Here is a 13,481-nt window from a genome sequence, read left to right as displayed (position 1 = left end):
CGGATGAATCTTGCGCGTTACCGTTTTGTGTTGTCCCGGCCGCTGCAATTGCTGCCGGTGTTGTTTGGCATCAGCCTGATCACCTTTGTGCTGGTGCGCTCGATCCCCGGCGACCCGGCGCGGGCCTTGCTGGGCTCGCGCAGCACGCCGGACGCGCTGCTGAAAATCCGCGCCCAATACGGCCTGGACCAGCCCTTGTGGCTGCAATATTTCTACTTCCTCAAGAACCTGCTCAAGGGCGATCTCGGCCAGTCACTGCTCTATAAGGTCGACGCGTTGAAACTGATCGTCACCCGCATTGAGCCGACGCTGGTGCTGGTGCTCGGCAGTGTGCTGCTGGCGCTGTTGATCGCGGTGCCGCTGGCCACCGTGGCGGCGCGCAACAAAGGCGGTTGGGCGGATAACCTGATCCGCGTGTTCACCACGGTCGGCCTGGGCATGCCGGCCTTCTGGCTGGGCTTGATGCTGATTTTGTTGCTGAGTGTGAAGTGGGGCTTGTTCCCGGTATCGGGCTACGGTCGCACGTTTACAGATAAAGCCCACCACATGGTCCTGCCGTGCTTGACCATTGCGCTGGCGCTGGCGGCGGTGCTGGTGCGCAACCTGCGGGCGAGCATGCTGATGGAGTTGCAGGCTGACCATGTCACCGCTGCCCGCGCACGCGGGTTATCCGAGGCGGCGGTGTTTCGTCGGCATGTGTTACCCAATTCCCTGGTGCCGACGGTTAACCTGCTGGCGGTGAATATCGGCTGGCTGATCAGCGGCACGGTGGTGATCGAAAGCCTGTTCGCGATTCCCGGCATCGGCCAATTATTGGTGCGCGGCATTTTTACCCGCGACTACATGGTGGTACAGGGCGTGGCGATGGTGCTGGCGTGTGCGACGGTGGTGGTTAACTTCGTCGCGGACGTGGCGACCGTGGCCCTCGACCCACGGGTGAAGATGCAATGAGCAGCCGCCCACTGATTGCGCCGTGGCGTTTGCGCCTGCGGTTTGGTTTTCGCAATGGTCGGCTGACCGCTGCGTGGGGGCTGTTGATCCTGTTTATGTGGCTGGCCCTGGCGTTATTCGCGCCGTGGATCGCGCCGTATGACCCGATTGCGCAGAACACCGATCTGAGTTTGCTGGCGCCCAGCCTTTCCCATCCATTTGGCACGGATAACTACGGCAGAGACATCCTTTCGAGGGTGATCTGGGGCGCGCGGATTGACCTGCAATTGGCCGTTATCGGCGTGATCTTCCCGTTCCTGATCGGCACTTTTATCGGCGCCGTTTCCGGCTACATCGGCGGGCGTTTCGACAGCGTGTGCATGCGCGTGATCGACGTGGTGCTGGCGTTCCCGTTCCTGGTGCTGATGCTGGCGATCATGGCCATCCTTGGGCCAGGCTTGCAGAGTTTTTATATCGCCATGGCGTTGGTGGGCTGGGTGTCGTATGCGCGGTTGATCCGCTCGCAGATCCTGGTGCTCAAGGAAAGCGACTTCGCCCTGGCCGCCAAGAGCCTGGGCTTTGGCCATGGGCGCATTCTGTTCCGGCACTTATTGCCCAACGCGATGTTTGGCTCGATTGTGTTTTCGATGTCCGACGCCGTGCTGGTGCTGCTCAACGGCGCCGCCGTGAGCTACCTGGGCCTGGGCGTGCAACCGCCGACGGCGGAGTGGGGCACGATGGTCGCCGAAGGGCAGGCGTTTATCACCACCGCCTGGTGGCTTTGCACCTTCCCGGGCCTGGCCATTGTGACCCTGGCCATGGGTTTCAGCCTGCTCGCCGATGGTGTGGCGCAAGTGTTGGGGGATCGTTCATGAGCCTGCTTCAGGTGCAGGACCTCAGCGTGATCGCCAACAATGGCGGGCGTGAGGTCACGCTGGTTGATCGTGTGTCCTTTGATTTGGCCGAAGGAGAAATCCTCGGCCTGGTAGGTGAAAGCGGCTCGGGCAAGACCCTGGCCTGTCGCGCCCTGATGCGCCTGTTGCCGTCGCCCAACCTGCGGGTGCAAGGCGGCGCCGTGCGCCTGGCCGGTCGCGACCTGTTGCAACTCGATGAGGCTGGCATGCGCGCCGTGCGCGGTGGGCAACTGGGCATGATTTTCCAGAACCCCAGCAGTCACCTGGACCCGTTGATGCGCATCGGCGAGCAGATTGCCGAAGGTATCCGTTTGCATCAGGGCGCGTCGAAAAAAGACGCACGCCTGCAAGCCATCGAGGTGTTGCGCCAGGTCGGTATTCCCGATCCCAAGGCGCGGGTCGACAACTACCCCCATGAGTTCTCCGGCGGCATGCGCCAGCGCGCGATGATCGCCGTGGCCCTGGGTTGCAACCCGCAAGTGCTGATTGCCGACGAGCCGACCACCGCGCTGGACGTGACGGTGCAGGCGCAGATCCTGCGCCTGCTGCTGGAGCTGCGAGACCAGCGTGGCCTGGCGATCATCATGATCACCCATGACCTCGGCGTGGTGGCGCAGACCTGTGATTCCATCGCGGTGATGTACGCCGGACGCCTGTGCGAGCACGCGAGCAAATACGACGTGCTGGCCCATCCACAACACCCGTACACCGCTGGCCTTATCGATTGCCAACCCGCCCACAGCAGCGGCCACGCCTTGCTGCGCACCATCCCTGGCCAGCCGCCGTTACTGGATGCCTTGCCCGACGGTTGCCGCTTCAACCCGCGCTGCCCGCAAGTGGCGGCGTTGTGCACTGAGCTGCTGCCCGAAGGTGCGCGCGTAGCCTGCCACTATCCGCTGGGAGAGCGCCCATGAGCCTGTTGCAGATCAAGGACCTGGAGGTGCGGTTTGCCGCGTCCGGCACGGGTGTGTTGGGCCTTAATAAACAGTGGGTGAGGGCGGTCAATGGTGTGTCGCTCAACCTGACCGCAGGTCAAACCCTGGGGTTGGTGGGCGAGTCCGGCAGTGGCAAAAGCACGCTGGGGCGGGCAATTCTGCACCTCACCCCGATCAGCGCCGGGCAGGTGTTGTTCGATGGCGTCGACATGGCGCGGGGCAGTGCTATCGACATCGCCCGCCTGCGGCATGAAACCGCAATGATTTTCCAAGACCCCTACGCTGCCCTGAACCCGCGACACAGCATTGGCGAAACCCTTGCCGAAGTGCTGCGGGTGCAGCGCAAGATCGCCCCGGAGCAGATACCGGCTCGCGTGGTCGAGCTGCTTGACCTGGTGGGCCTGCGCCCTGAACTCGCCAGCCGTAAACCCGGCTCCCTCAGCGGTGGCCAGTGCCAGCGCGTCGGCATCGCCCGCGCCCTGGCGGTGGAGCCGCGTCTGATCATTGCCGATGAATGCGTGGCGGCACTGGATGTGTCGATTCAGGGCCAGATCATCAACCTGTTGCTGGCGCTGCAACAGCGCATGAACCTGGCGATTCTGTTTATCGCCCATGACCTGGCCATCGTGCGGCGCCTGTGCGACCGCGTGGCGGTGATGTACCTGGGCAAAATCGTCGAAGAAGGGCCAGTGGAAGCAGTGTTTACTGCGCCACGCCATCCGTATACGGCGGCATTGATCGAGGCGATTCCCGAGATTGATCCGCACCGGCCGTTGCCCGCAGAACCGTTGCCCGGTGAGCCGCCGAGCCCGCTGAAGTTGCCCACCGGCTGCGCCTTTCACCCGCGTTGCCGGCACGCCCGGACGATGTGTTCCGTGGTGTTGCCGCCGACCCATTACCTGCACGAGCATCGGTACAGTTGCGTGCTTGAAGAACCTCTGTTTTGACCCACTTCTGCCATTCATGAACAAGGAGTTATGACATGCAATCGCGCCACTTGAAGTTGCTCGCCGCCGCTACATTGACCGCCTGGTCCCTCACTGCTGGGCTGGCCCACGCCGCCGGCGTGCTGACCATCGGCTGCCGTGAAGACAGCACCACGTTCGACCCGATCAAAAGCGCACAGAACCGCGACACGTGGGTGTTCGCCAACGTCTACGACACCTTGGTGCGCGTGGATAACCTGGGCACCAAGATGGAACCGGGCCTGGCCGAAAGCTGGGAGATTTCCAAGGACGGCCTGACCTACACCTTCAAGCTGCGTGACGCCAAGTTCTCCGATGGCTCGGCGATCACCGCCGATGACGCGGCGTTCAGCCTGTTGCGCATCCGCGACAACAAAGCGTCGCTGTGGGCAGATCCGTTCAGCCTGATCAACACGGCCAAGGCCAGCGACCCGCAGACCCTGGTGGTCACCCTTAAAACCCCGGCTGTGGCCTTCCTCTCGCAACTGGCCTCGCCGACGGTATCGATCCTGTCGCAAAAAGCCATGACCACGATGGGCGAAGACGCCTACTCGGAAAACCCGGTGACCTCCGGCGCGTTTACCGTGGAGGAGTGGCGCAAGGGCGACCGCGTGATCCTCAAAAAGAACCCGAACTTCTGGCAGGCCAGGAACGTGAGCCTGGATGGCGTGGAGTGGGTCTCGGTCACCGACGACAACACGCGCATGCGCATGGTGCAGAACAACGAGCTGGACACGGCGATCTTCGTGCCGTTCTCCCGCGTGGAAGAGCTGAAGAAAGACAAAAGCGTGGTGATCCATGCCGACCCGTCGACCCGCGAAGATCACCTGCTGATCAACCACGCCCACGGCCTGCTGGCCAAGCCGCAGGTGCGCGAGGCGCTGGACATGGCCATCGACAAGCAGTCGCTGGTCAAGAGCGCCACGTACGGCCAAGGCACCGTGGCCTATTCCTACATCCCCAAAGGCTCGCTGTACCACTACGCCAACAACCTGCAACGCCCGTATGACCCAGCCGCCGCCAAGAAACTGCTGGAAGAGGCTGGTGCCAAGGACTTGAAACTCAACTACGTGGTCAACGCCGGCAACGAAGCTGACGAGCAGATTGCGGTGATCATCAAGGACCAGTTGGCCAAGGTCGGCGTGACCGCCAACCTGCAAAAGGTCGACCCGACCCAAAGCTGGCAGATGCTGGTGGACGGTGAGTACGATATTTCGGTGATGTACTGGACCAACGACATCCTCGACCCGGACCAGAAGACCACTTTCGTGCTCGGCCATGACACCAACCAGAACTACATGACCCGCTACAAGAACGACAAGGTCAAGGAACTGGTAGCGCAGGCGCGGATCGAGGCCGACCCGGCCAAGCGTGAGCAGATGTATGTGGAGTTGCAGAAGCTGGCGAAGCAGGATGTGAACTGGATTGACCTGTACTACAGCCCGTACATCAACATCTCACGCAAGAACGTGAGCAACTTCCTGCAGAACCCGCTGGGGCGTTTTACCCTTGAGGAAGTGGTGAAGAACTAACGGTCACCGCTAAGCAAATGTGGGAGCTGGCTTGCCTGCGATGGTATCAACTCGGTTTAACAGATAGACCGAGTTGCCCGCATCGCAGGCAAGCCAGCTCCCACACAAGCCAGCTCCCACATGAACCCAGTTTCACATTGGGGTTTCAGGTGAACAGTGTCAGTGCTTACTGCGCATCAAACGCCTGCCCATTGATCCCCGCACTGTCCTGCCCCATCAGGTACAGGTACACCGGCATGATGTCTTCCGGTGCAGGCCTTTCCATCGGGTTTTCCCCCGGATACGCCTGGGCACGCATGCTGGTGCGTGTGCCGCCCGGGTTGATGCTGTTGGAGCGTACCGATGCCACATCTTCCAGCTCGTCGGCCAGGGTTTGCATCAAGCCTTCGGTGGCAAACTTCGACACCCCATAAGCGCCCCAGTACGCCCGGCCCTTGCGCCCGACGCTGCTGGAGGTGAACACCACCGACGCATCCTGGGACAGCTTGAGCAGTGGCAATAATGTGCTGGTCAGCATGAACATCGCGTTGACGTTTACGTGCATCACGCGCATGAAATTCTCACCGGACAACTGCTCGATCGGCGTGCGTGGGCCAATGATCGAGGCATTGTGCAGCAGGCCGTCGAGGCGACCGAATTCTTTTTCGATCATCGCTGCCAGCTCATCGTATTGATGGGGCAGGGCGGTTTCCAGGTTGAACGGGATCACCACCGGCTGCGGCTGACCGGCCGCTTCGATCTCGTCATACACCTGGGCCAGGTTGGCTTCGGTCTTGCCCAGCAACAGCACGGTAGCGCCATGGGCGGCATAGGTTTTTGCCGCCGCCGCGCCGATCCCGCGACCGGCACCGGTCACCAGGATCACCCGGTCTTTGAGCAGTTCTGGACGTGCGGAGTAATCAAACATAAAAAACCTCGACAGAATTCAAGCTGAAACAGGCCTTGAAGTGGAATCCATTTCATGTGGGAGCTGGCTTGCCTGCGATGGCGGAGTATCAGTCACCGCAAGTGCTGGCTGGCAGGCCGCTATCGCAGGCAAGCCAGCTCCCACAGTGATCTCAGTGCTCGAACAATCAGCAGCTGCACAGTGCGTTATCCAGCACCTTGCGCAGTTCCAGCGGGTGGTCCACTACCACGTCGGCGCCCCAGTTGCGTGGGTTGTCGTCCGGGTGGATGTAGCCGAAGGTGACCGCTGCGGTGCGGGTGCCAGCGTCGCGGCCAGACTCGATATCGCGCAGGTCATCGCCCACGAACAGCACGCTGGCCGGGTCCAGGTCGAGCATCTTGCACGCCAGGATCAGCGGCTCGGGGTCGGGCTTACTGTTCTTCACGTGGTCCGGGCAGATCAGCAGTGCCGAACGCTCGGCCAGGCCCAGTTGCTGCATGATCGGTTCGGCAAAGCGCAACGGTTTGTTGGTGACCACGCCCCAGACCAGTTTGGATTTCTCGATGTCTTCCAGTAACTCGGCCATGCCGTCGAACAGTTTGCTGTGGATTGCGCAGCCCTTGAGATAGCGCTCCAGGAATTCCAGGCGCAACGCTTCAAAGCCAGGCGATTCGGGGTCCATCGAGAAGGTCACGGCGACCATCGCCCGTGCCCCGCCGGAAATTTCATCGCGGATGTGCTGGGGGTTGATCGGCTCCAGGCCTCGGTCGGTGCGCATGGCCTGGCAGATCGCGATAAAGTCCGGCGCGGTGTCCAGCAAGGTGCCGTCCATGTCGAAGAGAACTGCTCGCAACTTCACAGGCTTACTCCTCGCGCAGGGTCTGGATCATGTAGTTGACGTCCACGTCGCTCGCCAGCTTGTAGTGCTTGGTCAGCGGGTTGTAGGTCAGGCCGATGATGTCCTTGACGGTCAGCCCGGCCTGACGGCTCCAGGCGCCCAGCTCGCTTGGGCGGATGAATTTCTTGAAGTCGTGGGTGCCACGCGGCAGCAGCTTCATGATGTATTCGGCGCCGATGATCGCGAACAGGTAGGCCTTGGGGTTGCGGTTGATGGTGGAGAAGAACACCTGGCCGCCCGGCTTGACCATACGGAAGCAGGCGCGGATCACCGAGGATGGGTCTGGCACGTGCTCGAGCATCTCAAGGCAAGTAACCACGTCGAACTGCTCGGGCATCTCTTCGGCCAGAGCTTCGGCGGTGATCTGGCGGTATTCGACGCTCACGCCGGATTCCAGCTGGTGCAGTTGGGCCACGGCCAGCGGCGCTTCGCCCATGTCGATGCCCATCACGGTGGCGCCGCGCTGGGCCATGGCTTCGCTGAGGATGCCGCCGCCGCAACCGACGTCCAGCACCTTCTTGCCGGCCAGGTTGACGCGCTCGTCAATCCAGTTGACGCGCAGCGGGTTGATGTCGTGCAGGGGTTTGAACTCGCTTTCGCGGTCCCACCAGCGGTGGGCCAGGGCTTCAAACTTGGCGATTTCGGCGTGGTCGACGTTGCTCATGGTGAATCCTCTAAATCTGATAAATCGGTTATTCAGTCCTGAACGGCGCGGTTCAAGACCTTCGTTATTCGCTGTGCCCGCTGATCCGTTGGCCCCAGGCGATGGCCGTGGCGGTCAACTGTTGTTCATCCATGCGGGTCAATCGCCGGTCGTCGAGCAACTGCTTGCCGGCGACCCAAAGGTGTTTCACACACTCGCGTCCGGTGGCATATATAAGCGTTGAGACCGGGTCGTAGATCGGTTGTTGCGCCAGCCCCGAAAGATCGAATGCGACGATATCCGCCGCCTTGCCGACTTCGAGCGAGCCAATCTCGCTGTCCAGGCCCATGGCACGCGCCCCGTTGAGCGTAGCCATGCGCAGGGCGCGATGGGCGTCCAGGGCAGTGGCCGAGCCCGCGACAGCCTTGGCCAGCATCGCCGCCGTGCGGGTTTCGCCCAACAGGTCGAGGTCATTGTTGCTGGCCGCGCCGTCGGTGCCGATGGCCACGTTCACGCCAGCCTGCCACAGACGCTCTACCGGGCAAAAGCCGCTGGCCAGTTTCAGGTTCGATTCCGGGCAATGGATGACGCTGGTGTTGCTTTCTACCAGCAAAGCCAGGTCGTCCTCGCTGATTTGGGTCATATGAACGGCCTGGAAGCGTGGGCCGAGCAGGCCCAGACGGCCCAGGCGCGCCAGTGGGCGTTCGCCGGTCTTGTCCACGGCTTGTTGCACTTCGAAGGCGGTTTCGTGCACATGCATATGGATGGCGGCGTCCAGTTCTTCGGCAATCACGCGGATTTTTTCCAGGTTGGCGTCGCTCACGGTGTAGGGCGCGTGAGGGCCGAAGGTGATCTTGATACGCGGGTGGTGCTTGAGGTCGCCGAACAGCTCCACGCCCTGGCGAATCGCCTCATCAGCGCTGCTGGCGCCTGGGATCGGGAAGTCGAGGATCGGCAGCGCGATCTGCGCGCGCATGCCGCTGTTGTGTACGCAGTCGCTGGCGACCTTGGGGTAGAAGTACATGTCCGAGAAGCAGGTGATGCCGCCCTTGAGCTGTTCGGCGATGGCCAGGTCGGTGCCGTCGCGCACGAAGGCTTCATCGACCCATTTGGCTTCGGCGGGCCAGATGTGTTTTTCCAGCCAGGTCATCAGCGGCAGATCGTCGGCCAAGCCGCGAAACAGGCTCATCGCCGCGTGGCCGTGGGCGTTGATCAAACCGGGGCTGAGCAGCATGCCCGGCAACTCGCGCACTTCGCTGGCTGTCAGCTTCAAGGCCGCCGCCCGTGGCCCGATAAACGCAATGCGCCCGTCACGGATGCCCAGGCCGTGCTCCTTGAGCACCACGCCAGCGGGTTCGACAGGTACCAGCCAGGTTGGCAGCAGCAATAAGTCGAGCGGGGCGGCAGTGGAGGTCATCGCAGGCTTCTTCCCAGGCAGCTATAAAAGAAGGGCGAAGTATACCCGAGCGTCCTGGCTGGCGGATCGCTATAATCGGCGGCTTTTGTTCATGAGTGCGGGGTAAGGGATGCGCGACCGACTGTTAGCTGCAGAGAAAGTGAAGGCCATCGATTGGCGTGATGGCGCACTGCACCTGCTCGATCAGCGTGCCTTGCCCTCGCGGGAAACCTGGGTGGCCTGCACCACGGCGGCTGAAGTCGCCCAAGCCATTCGCAGCATGACTGTGCGTGGCGCGCCGGCTATCGGCATCAGTGCTGCCTACGGCCTGGTGCTGGCCGCCCGCGAGCGGATCGCCGAGGGCGGTAACTGGCAGGCGGCATGGGAAGAAGACTACGCATTGCTGGCCGATAGCCGTCCGACCGCCGCGAACCTGTTCTGGGCCTTGAAGCGCATGCGTGACCGCCTGGATCGGGTCAAAAAACACGCCGACCCGCTGGCGGTGCTGGAAACCGAAGCCATTGCGATCCATGAAAGCGACCGCGAAGCCAACCTGGTCATGGCCCAATTGGGCCTCGAGCGCATTCGCAAGCACCAGGGCAACGCCCAGGCGATCCTCACCCATGGCAATGCGGGCGCCCTGGCCACTGGCGGCGTGGGCACGGCCCTTGGGGTGATCCGCGCGGCGTTCCTGGAGGGTTTGGTCGAGCATGTCTACGTCAATGAAACCCGCCCCTGGCTGCAAGGTTCGCGGCTGACCGCGTGGGAGTTGGCGGGTGATGGCATCCCGGCCACGGTCAATGCTGACTCGGCCGGTGCGCATATCCTCAAGACCAAAGGCGTGACCTGGGTCGTGGTCGGCGCCGACTGCATTGCGGCCAATGGTGATGTGATCGGCCCGATCGGCACTTATCAATTGGCGGTGTGTGCCATGCACCACGGCGTGCGTTTTATGGTGGTGGCGCCCAGTTCGACGCTCGATTTGATGATGGCCACCGGTGATGATGTCAGCCTGGAAGAGCGTGATGCGGCGGAGTTGCTGGAGGTTAACGGTCAGCGGTTGGAGGTTGCGGCGTTTAATCCTGTCTTCGATGTGACGCCGGCGGACCTGATTGATGTGATCGTGACCGAAAAAGGCATTGTCGAACGGCCTGATACTGCCAAGCTGGCCAAGTTGATGTGCCGTAAGCGCCTGCATTGAGGGCTTTGGTGGCTGTTGGATCGCTATCGCAGGCAAGCCAGCTCCCACACTTACGGTGCTCGCAGGCCAACATGTGGGAGCGGGCTTGCCCGCGATTGGCCCTGTAAGTCAATAAAACCCTTGGATCCAGCCTCAAAAAACGGCACCCACCCCGCTCTGAGCCTCTCTCGTCCCTCTCAAGCCTGTCATCCGTCAAATTACTAGCCTCCATGCGCATCAGGGGGATAGGTGCGTGGCGGCGATTGTGATAACATCCGGCGGTTTCCAGGGCCGCCCCGAGGGGTTGCCCATAACGTGCAGATCCGTGTCATAACTCGTTGATTTGTCGTAAGTCGTTGTCAGGCACTCTGCCAGCAACGGCGAGCTTCGTTCGTCCCATATGGATGTGACGAGGTTTCACCCGAAAAAGGAATCAGGCTTCTCATGGGCGAACTGGCCAAAGAAATCCTCCCGGTCAATATCGAAGACGAGCTGAAACAGTCCTACCTCGACTACGCAATGAGCGTAATTGTCGGTCGGGCACTGCCTGATGCGCGCGATGGCTTGAAGCCCGTGCACCGGCGTGTGCTGTTCGCGATGAGCGAGCTGGGTAACGACTGGAACAAGCCGTACAAGAAATCTGCCCGTGTTGTCGGTGACGTGATCGGTAAGTATCACCCTCACGGCGACACTGCGGTGTACGACACCATCGTTCGGATGGCCCAGCCGTTTTCCCTGCGCTACCTGCTGGTAGACGGCCAGGGCAACTTCGGTTCGGTCGACGGCGACAACGCTGCGGCCATGCGATACACCGAAGTACGCATGACTAAGCTGGCGCACGAGCTGCTGGCTGACCTGCATAAAGAAACCGTGGACTGGGTGCCGAACTACGACGGCACCGAAATGATCCCGGCTGTCATGCCAACCCGTATTCCCAACCTGCTGGTCAACGGTTCCAGCGGTATTGCCGTGGGCATGGCCACCAACATCCCGCCGCACAACCTCGGTGAAGTCATCGACGGTTGCCTGGCCCTCATCGACAACCCTGAGCTGACCGTCGATGAGCTGATGCAATACATCCCCGGTCCGGACTTCCCGACTGCCGCGATCATCAACGGTCGTGCCGGCATCATCGAAGCCTATCGTACCGGCCGTGGCCGCATTTATATGCGCGCCCGCTCGATGATCGAAGACATCGACAAGGTCGGTGGCCGCCAGCAGATCGTCATTACCGAACTCCCGTACCAGTTGAACAAGGCGCGTTTGATCGAGAAGATCGCCGAGCTGGTTAAAGAGAAGAAGCTCGAAGGCATCACCGAACTGCGCGACGAGTCTGACAAAGACGGTATGCGCGTGGTGATCGAGCTGCGTCGTGGCGAAGTGCCTGAGGTGATCCTCAACAACCTCTACGCCCAGACCCAGCTGCAAAGCGTGTTTGGTATCAACGTAGTGGCCTTGATCGACGGCCGCCCGCGCATCCTGAACCTCAAGGACCTGCTCGAAGCCTTCGTGCGTCACCGCCGCGAAGTGGTCACCCGCCGCACCGTGTTCGAACTGCGCAAGGCCCGCGAGCGCGGCCACATCCTGGAAGGCCAGGCGGTAGCGCTGTCGAACATCGACCCGGTGATCGCGCTGATCAAGGCTTCGCCGACGCCGTCGGAAGCCAAGGAAGCGCTGATCAAGATGCCGTGGGAATCCAGCGCTGTCGTGGCGATGGTTGAACGTGCCGGTGCCGATTCGTGCCGCCCGGAGACCCTGGACCCGCAATACGGCCTGCGCGACGGCAAGTACTTCCTGTCGCCGGAACAGGCCCAGGCCATTCTGGAACTGCGTTTGCACCGTCTGACCGGCCTGGAGCACGAGAAACTGCTGGCCGAGTACCAGGAGATTCTCAACCAGATCGGCGAGCTGATCCGCATCCTCAACAGCGCTGTGCGCCTGATGGAAGTGATCCGCGAAGAACTGGAAGTGATCCGTGCCGAATACGGCGACGTGCGCCGCACCGAAATCCTCGATGCGCGCCTCGACCTGACCCTGGGTGACATGATCCCGGAAGAAGAACGTGTGGTGACCATTTCCCACGGTGGCTACGCCAAGACCCAGCCCTTGGCTGCGTACCAGGCTCAGCGTCGTGGCGGTAAAGGTAAATCGGCTACCGGCGTGAAGGATGAGGACTACATCGCTCACCTGCTGGTTGCCAACAGCCACACCACGCTGTTGCTGTTCTCCAGCAAAGGCAAGGTGTACTGGCTCAAGACCTACGAGATTCCGGAAGCCTCCCGCGCTGCCCGTGGTCGTCCGTTGGTTAACCTGCTGCCGCTGGACAGTGATGAATACATCACCACCATGCTGCCGGTTGAGGAATACACCGAAGGTCACTTCATCTTCATGGCCACCGCCAAAGGCACCGTGAAGAAGACTCCGCTGGAATCCTTCAGCCGCCAGCGCAGCGTGGGCCTGATCGCCCTGGAGCTGGACGAAGGCGACGTATTGATCTCTGCGGCCATCACCGATGGCGAGCGTGAAGTCATGCTGTTCTCCGATGGCGGCAAAGTGACACGCTTCAAGGAATCCGACGTTCGCGCCATGGGCCGTACCGCTCGCGGTGTGCGCGGTATGCGTCTGCCGGAAGGGCAGAAGCTGATTTCGATGCTGATCCCGGAAGAAGGCAGCCAGATCCTCACCGCTTCGGCGCGTGGTTATGGCAAGCGGACCGCCATCAGCGAGTTCCCGGAGTACAAGCGTGGCGGCCAGGGCGTAATCGCCATGGTCAGCAACGACCGCAACGGCCGTCTGGTTGGCGCGGTGCAGGTGCTTGATGGTGAGGAGATCATGCTGATTTCTGACCAGGGCACTCTGGTGCGTACCCGTGTGGCTGAAGTGTCGAGCCTGGGCCGTAACACCCAGGGCGTGACGCTGATCAAGCTGGCCAGCGACGAAACGCTGGTAGGCCTGGAGCGCGTTCAGGAGCCATCGGAAGTCGAAGGCGAAGAGCTGGAAGGCGAAGACGGTGCAGTGTTCGATGGCGAGGTGATCGCAACCGGCGATGACAACGTCGACGAGCCAACCCTCGATGCTGCCGCAGACGAAGAAGAACCGCAGGAATAAGCGGACACACAGGGGGCGGATGAAGATTCGCCCCCTTGTTGTTTGTGTCCCCTTTGAAACACAGGTCCTTGGTCTGGCTTCGATCCCTGTGGGA

Annotated in this window: 11 protein-coding genes; 7 read left to right on the top strand and 4 right to left on the bottom strand. The window is 61.6% G+C overall.

Annotated elements, in window-relative coordinates:
• Window positions 1–3: 3 nt before the first annotated feature.
• Genes ACQY47_RS06440 through ACQY47_RS06420 form a run of 5 tightly spaced genes read left to right on the top strand, consistent with a single transcriptional unit; the run spans window position 4 to window position 5,276 of the window.
• Window positions 4–951 (top strand): ABC transporter permease, encoded by a 948-nt coding sequence (locus tag ACQY47_RS06440; protein WP_428556562.1) that lies wholly within the window; start codon window positions 4–6, stop codon window positions 949–951.
• Complete coding sequence (locus ACQY47_RS06435; protein ID WP_428556560.1) at window positions 948–1,805, top strand: ABC transporter permease; 858 nt, start codon at window positions 948–950, stop codon at window positions 1,803–1,805. Before ACQY47_RS06440 ends, ACQY47_RS06435 begins: the two co-directional genes overlap by 4 nt.
• On the top strand, window positions 1,802–2,758 hold the full coding sequence (locus ACQY47_RS06430) for an ABC transporter ATP-binding protein (protein WP_428556558.1): 957 nt from the start codon (window positions 1,802–1,804) through the stop codon (window positions 2,756–2,758). The genes ACQY47_RS06435 and ACQY47_RS06430 overlap by 4 nt, the downstream gene beginning before the upstream one ends.
• Window positions 2,755–3,726 (top strand): ABC transporter ATP-binding protein, encoded by a 972-nt coding sequence (locus ACQY47_RS06425; protein ID WP_428556556.1) that lies wholly within the window; start codon window positions 2,755–2,757, stop codon window positions 3,724–3,726. The genes ACQY47_RS06430 and ACQY47_RS06425 overlap by 4 nt, the downstream gene beginning before the upstream one ends.
• Window positions 3,727–3,761: 35 nt before the next feature.
• Window positions 3,762–5,276, top strand: coding sequence for an ABC transporter substrate-binding protein (locus ACQY47_RS06420; protein WP_236460668.1), 1,515 nt, complete (start codon window positions 3,762–3,764; stop codon window positions 5,274–5,276).
• A 166-nt stretch (window positions 5,277–5,442) separates the two neighbouring features.
• Here ACQY47_RS06420 and ACQY47_RS06415 read toward each other — a convergent pair whose 3' ends face one another.
• The 4 genes from ACQY47_RS06415 to ACQY47_RS06400 all read right to left on the bottom strand — a co-directional run bounded on the left by ACQY47_RS06415 (window position 5,443) and on the right by ACQY47_RS06400 (window position 9,120).
• Complete coding sequence (locus ACQY47_RS06415; RefSeq protein ID WP_428556554.1) at window positions 5,443–6,183, bottom strand: YciK family oxidoreductase; 741 nt, start codon at window positions 6,181–6,183, stop codon at window positions 5,443–5,445.
• A gap of 166 nt (window positions 6,184–6,349) precedes the next feature.
• Window positions 6,350–7,021, bottom strand: coding sequence for an N-acetylmuramic acid 6-phosphate phosphatase MupP (mupP, locus tag ACQY47_RS06410; RefSeq protein ID WP_099549098.1), 672 nt, complete (start codon window positions 7,019–7,021; stop codon window positions 6,350–6,352).
• Between the two features lie 4 nt (window positions 7,022–7,025).
• Complete coding sequence (gene ubiG / locus ACQY47_RS06405; protein WP_003172645.1) at window positions 7,026–7,724, bottom strand: bifunctional 2-polyprenyl-6-hydroxyphenol methylase/3-demethylubiquinol 3-O-methyltransferase UbiG; 699 nt, start codon at window positions 7,722–7,724, stop codon at window positions 7,026–7,028.
• Window positions 7,725–7,788: 64 nt separating this feature from the next.
• Window positions 7,789–9,120 (bottom strand): TRZ/ATZ family hydrolase, encoded by a 1,332-nt coding sequence (locus tag ACQY47_RS06400; RefSeq protein WP_017136108.1) that lies wholly within the window; start codon window positions 9,118–9,120, stop codon window positions 7,789–7,791.
• A gap of 109 nt (window positions 9,121–9,229) precedes the next feature.
• Here ACQY47_RS06400 and mtnA point away from each other — a divergent pair, with 109 nt between their 5' ends.
• Both mtnA and gyrA read left to right on the top strand, forming a co-directional pair.
• Complete coding sequence (gene mtnA / locus ACQY47_RS06395) at window positions 9,230–10,300, top strand: S-methyl-5-thioribose-1-phosphate isomerase (protein ID WP_428556551.1); 1,071 nt, start codon at window positions 9,230–9,232, stop codon at window positions 10,298–10,300.
• A 423-nt stretch (window positions 10,301–10,723) separates the two neighbouring features.
• On the top strand, window positions 10,724–13,387 hold the full coding sequence (gene gyrA, locus ACQY47_RS06390) for a DNA gyrase subunit A (RefSeq protein WP_017136106.1): 2,664 nt from the start codon (window positions 10,724–10,726) through the stop codon (window positions 13,385–13,387).
• The last annotated feature ends 94 nt before the right edge of the window (window positions 13,388–13,481 follow it).

Origin of the sequence: Pseudomonas edaphica, from assembly GCF_965277385.1 — a bacterium.
GTDB lineage: Bacteria > Pseudomonadota > Gammaproteobacteria > Pseudomonadales > Pseudomonadaceae > Aquipseudomonas > Aquipseudomonas edaphica.
Note: the sequence above shows the minus strand (reverse complement) of the source record. Positions and strands in the feature narration are given on the sequence as shown.

What these genes read in the sequence shown, in the direction of transcription:
- gyrA (WP_017136106.1), top strand. Translation starts at nt 10,724, where the DNA reads ATGGGCGAACTGGCCAAAGAAATCCTCCCGGTCAATATCGAAGACGAG.
- ACQY47_RS06400 (WP_017136108.1), bottom strand. Translation starts at nt 9,120, where the DNA reads ATGACCTCCACTGCCGCCCCGCTCGACTTATTGCTGCTGCCAACCTGG.
- ubiG (WP_003172645.1), bottom strand. Translation starts at nt 7,724, where the DNA reads ATGAGCAACGTCGACCACGCCGAAATCGCCAAGTTTGAAGCCCTGGCC.
- ACQY47_RS06435 (WP_428556560.1), top strand. Translation starts at nt 948, where the DNA reads ATGAGCAGCCGCCCACTGATTGCGCCGTGGCGTTTGCGCCTGCGGTTT.
- ACQY47_RS06425 (WP_428556556.1), top strand. Translation starts at nt 2,755, where the DNA reads ATGAGCCTGTTGCAGATCAAGGACCTGGAGGTGCGGTTTGCCGCGTCC.
- mtnA (WP_428556551.1), top strand. Translation starts at nt 9,230, where the DNA reads ATGCGCGACCGACTGTTAGCTGCAGAGAAAGTGAAGGCCATCGATTGG.
- ACQY47_RS06420 (WP_236460668.1), top strand. Translation starts at nt 3,762, where the DNA reads ATGCAATCGCGCCACTTGAAGTTGCTCGCCGCCGCTACATTGACCGCC.
- ACQY47_RS06440 (WP_428556562.1), top strand. Translation starts at nt 4, where the DNA reads ATGAATCTTGCGCGTTACCGTTTTGTGTTGTCCCGGCCGCTGCAATTG.
- ACQY47_RS06430 (WP_428556558.1), top strand. Translation starts at nt 1,802, where the DNA reads ATGAGCCTGCTTCAGGTGCAGGACCTCAGCGTGATCGCCAACAATGGC.
- ACQY47_RS06415 (WP_428556554.1), bottom strand. Translation starts at nt 6,183, where the DNA reads ATGTTTGATTACTCCGCACGTCCAGAACTGCTCAAAGACCGGGTGATC.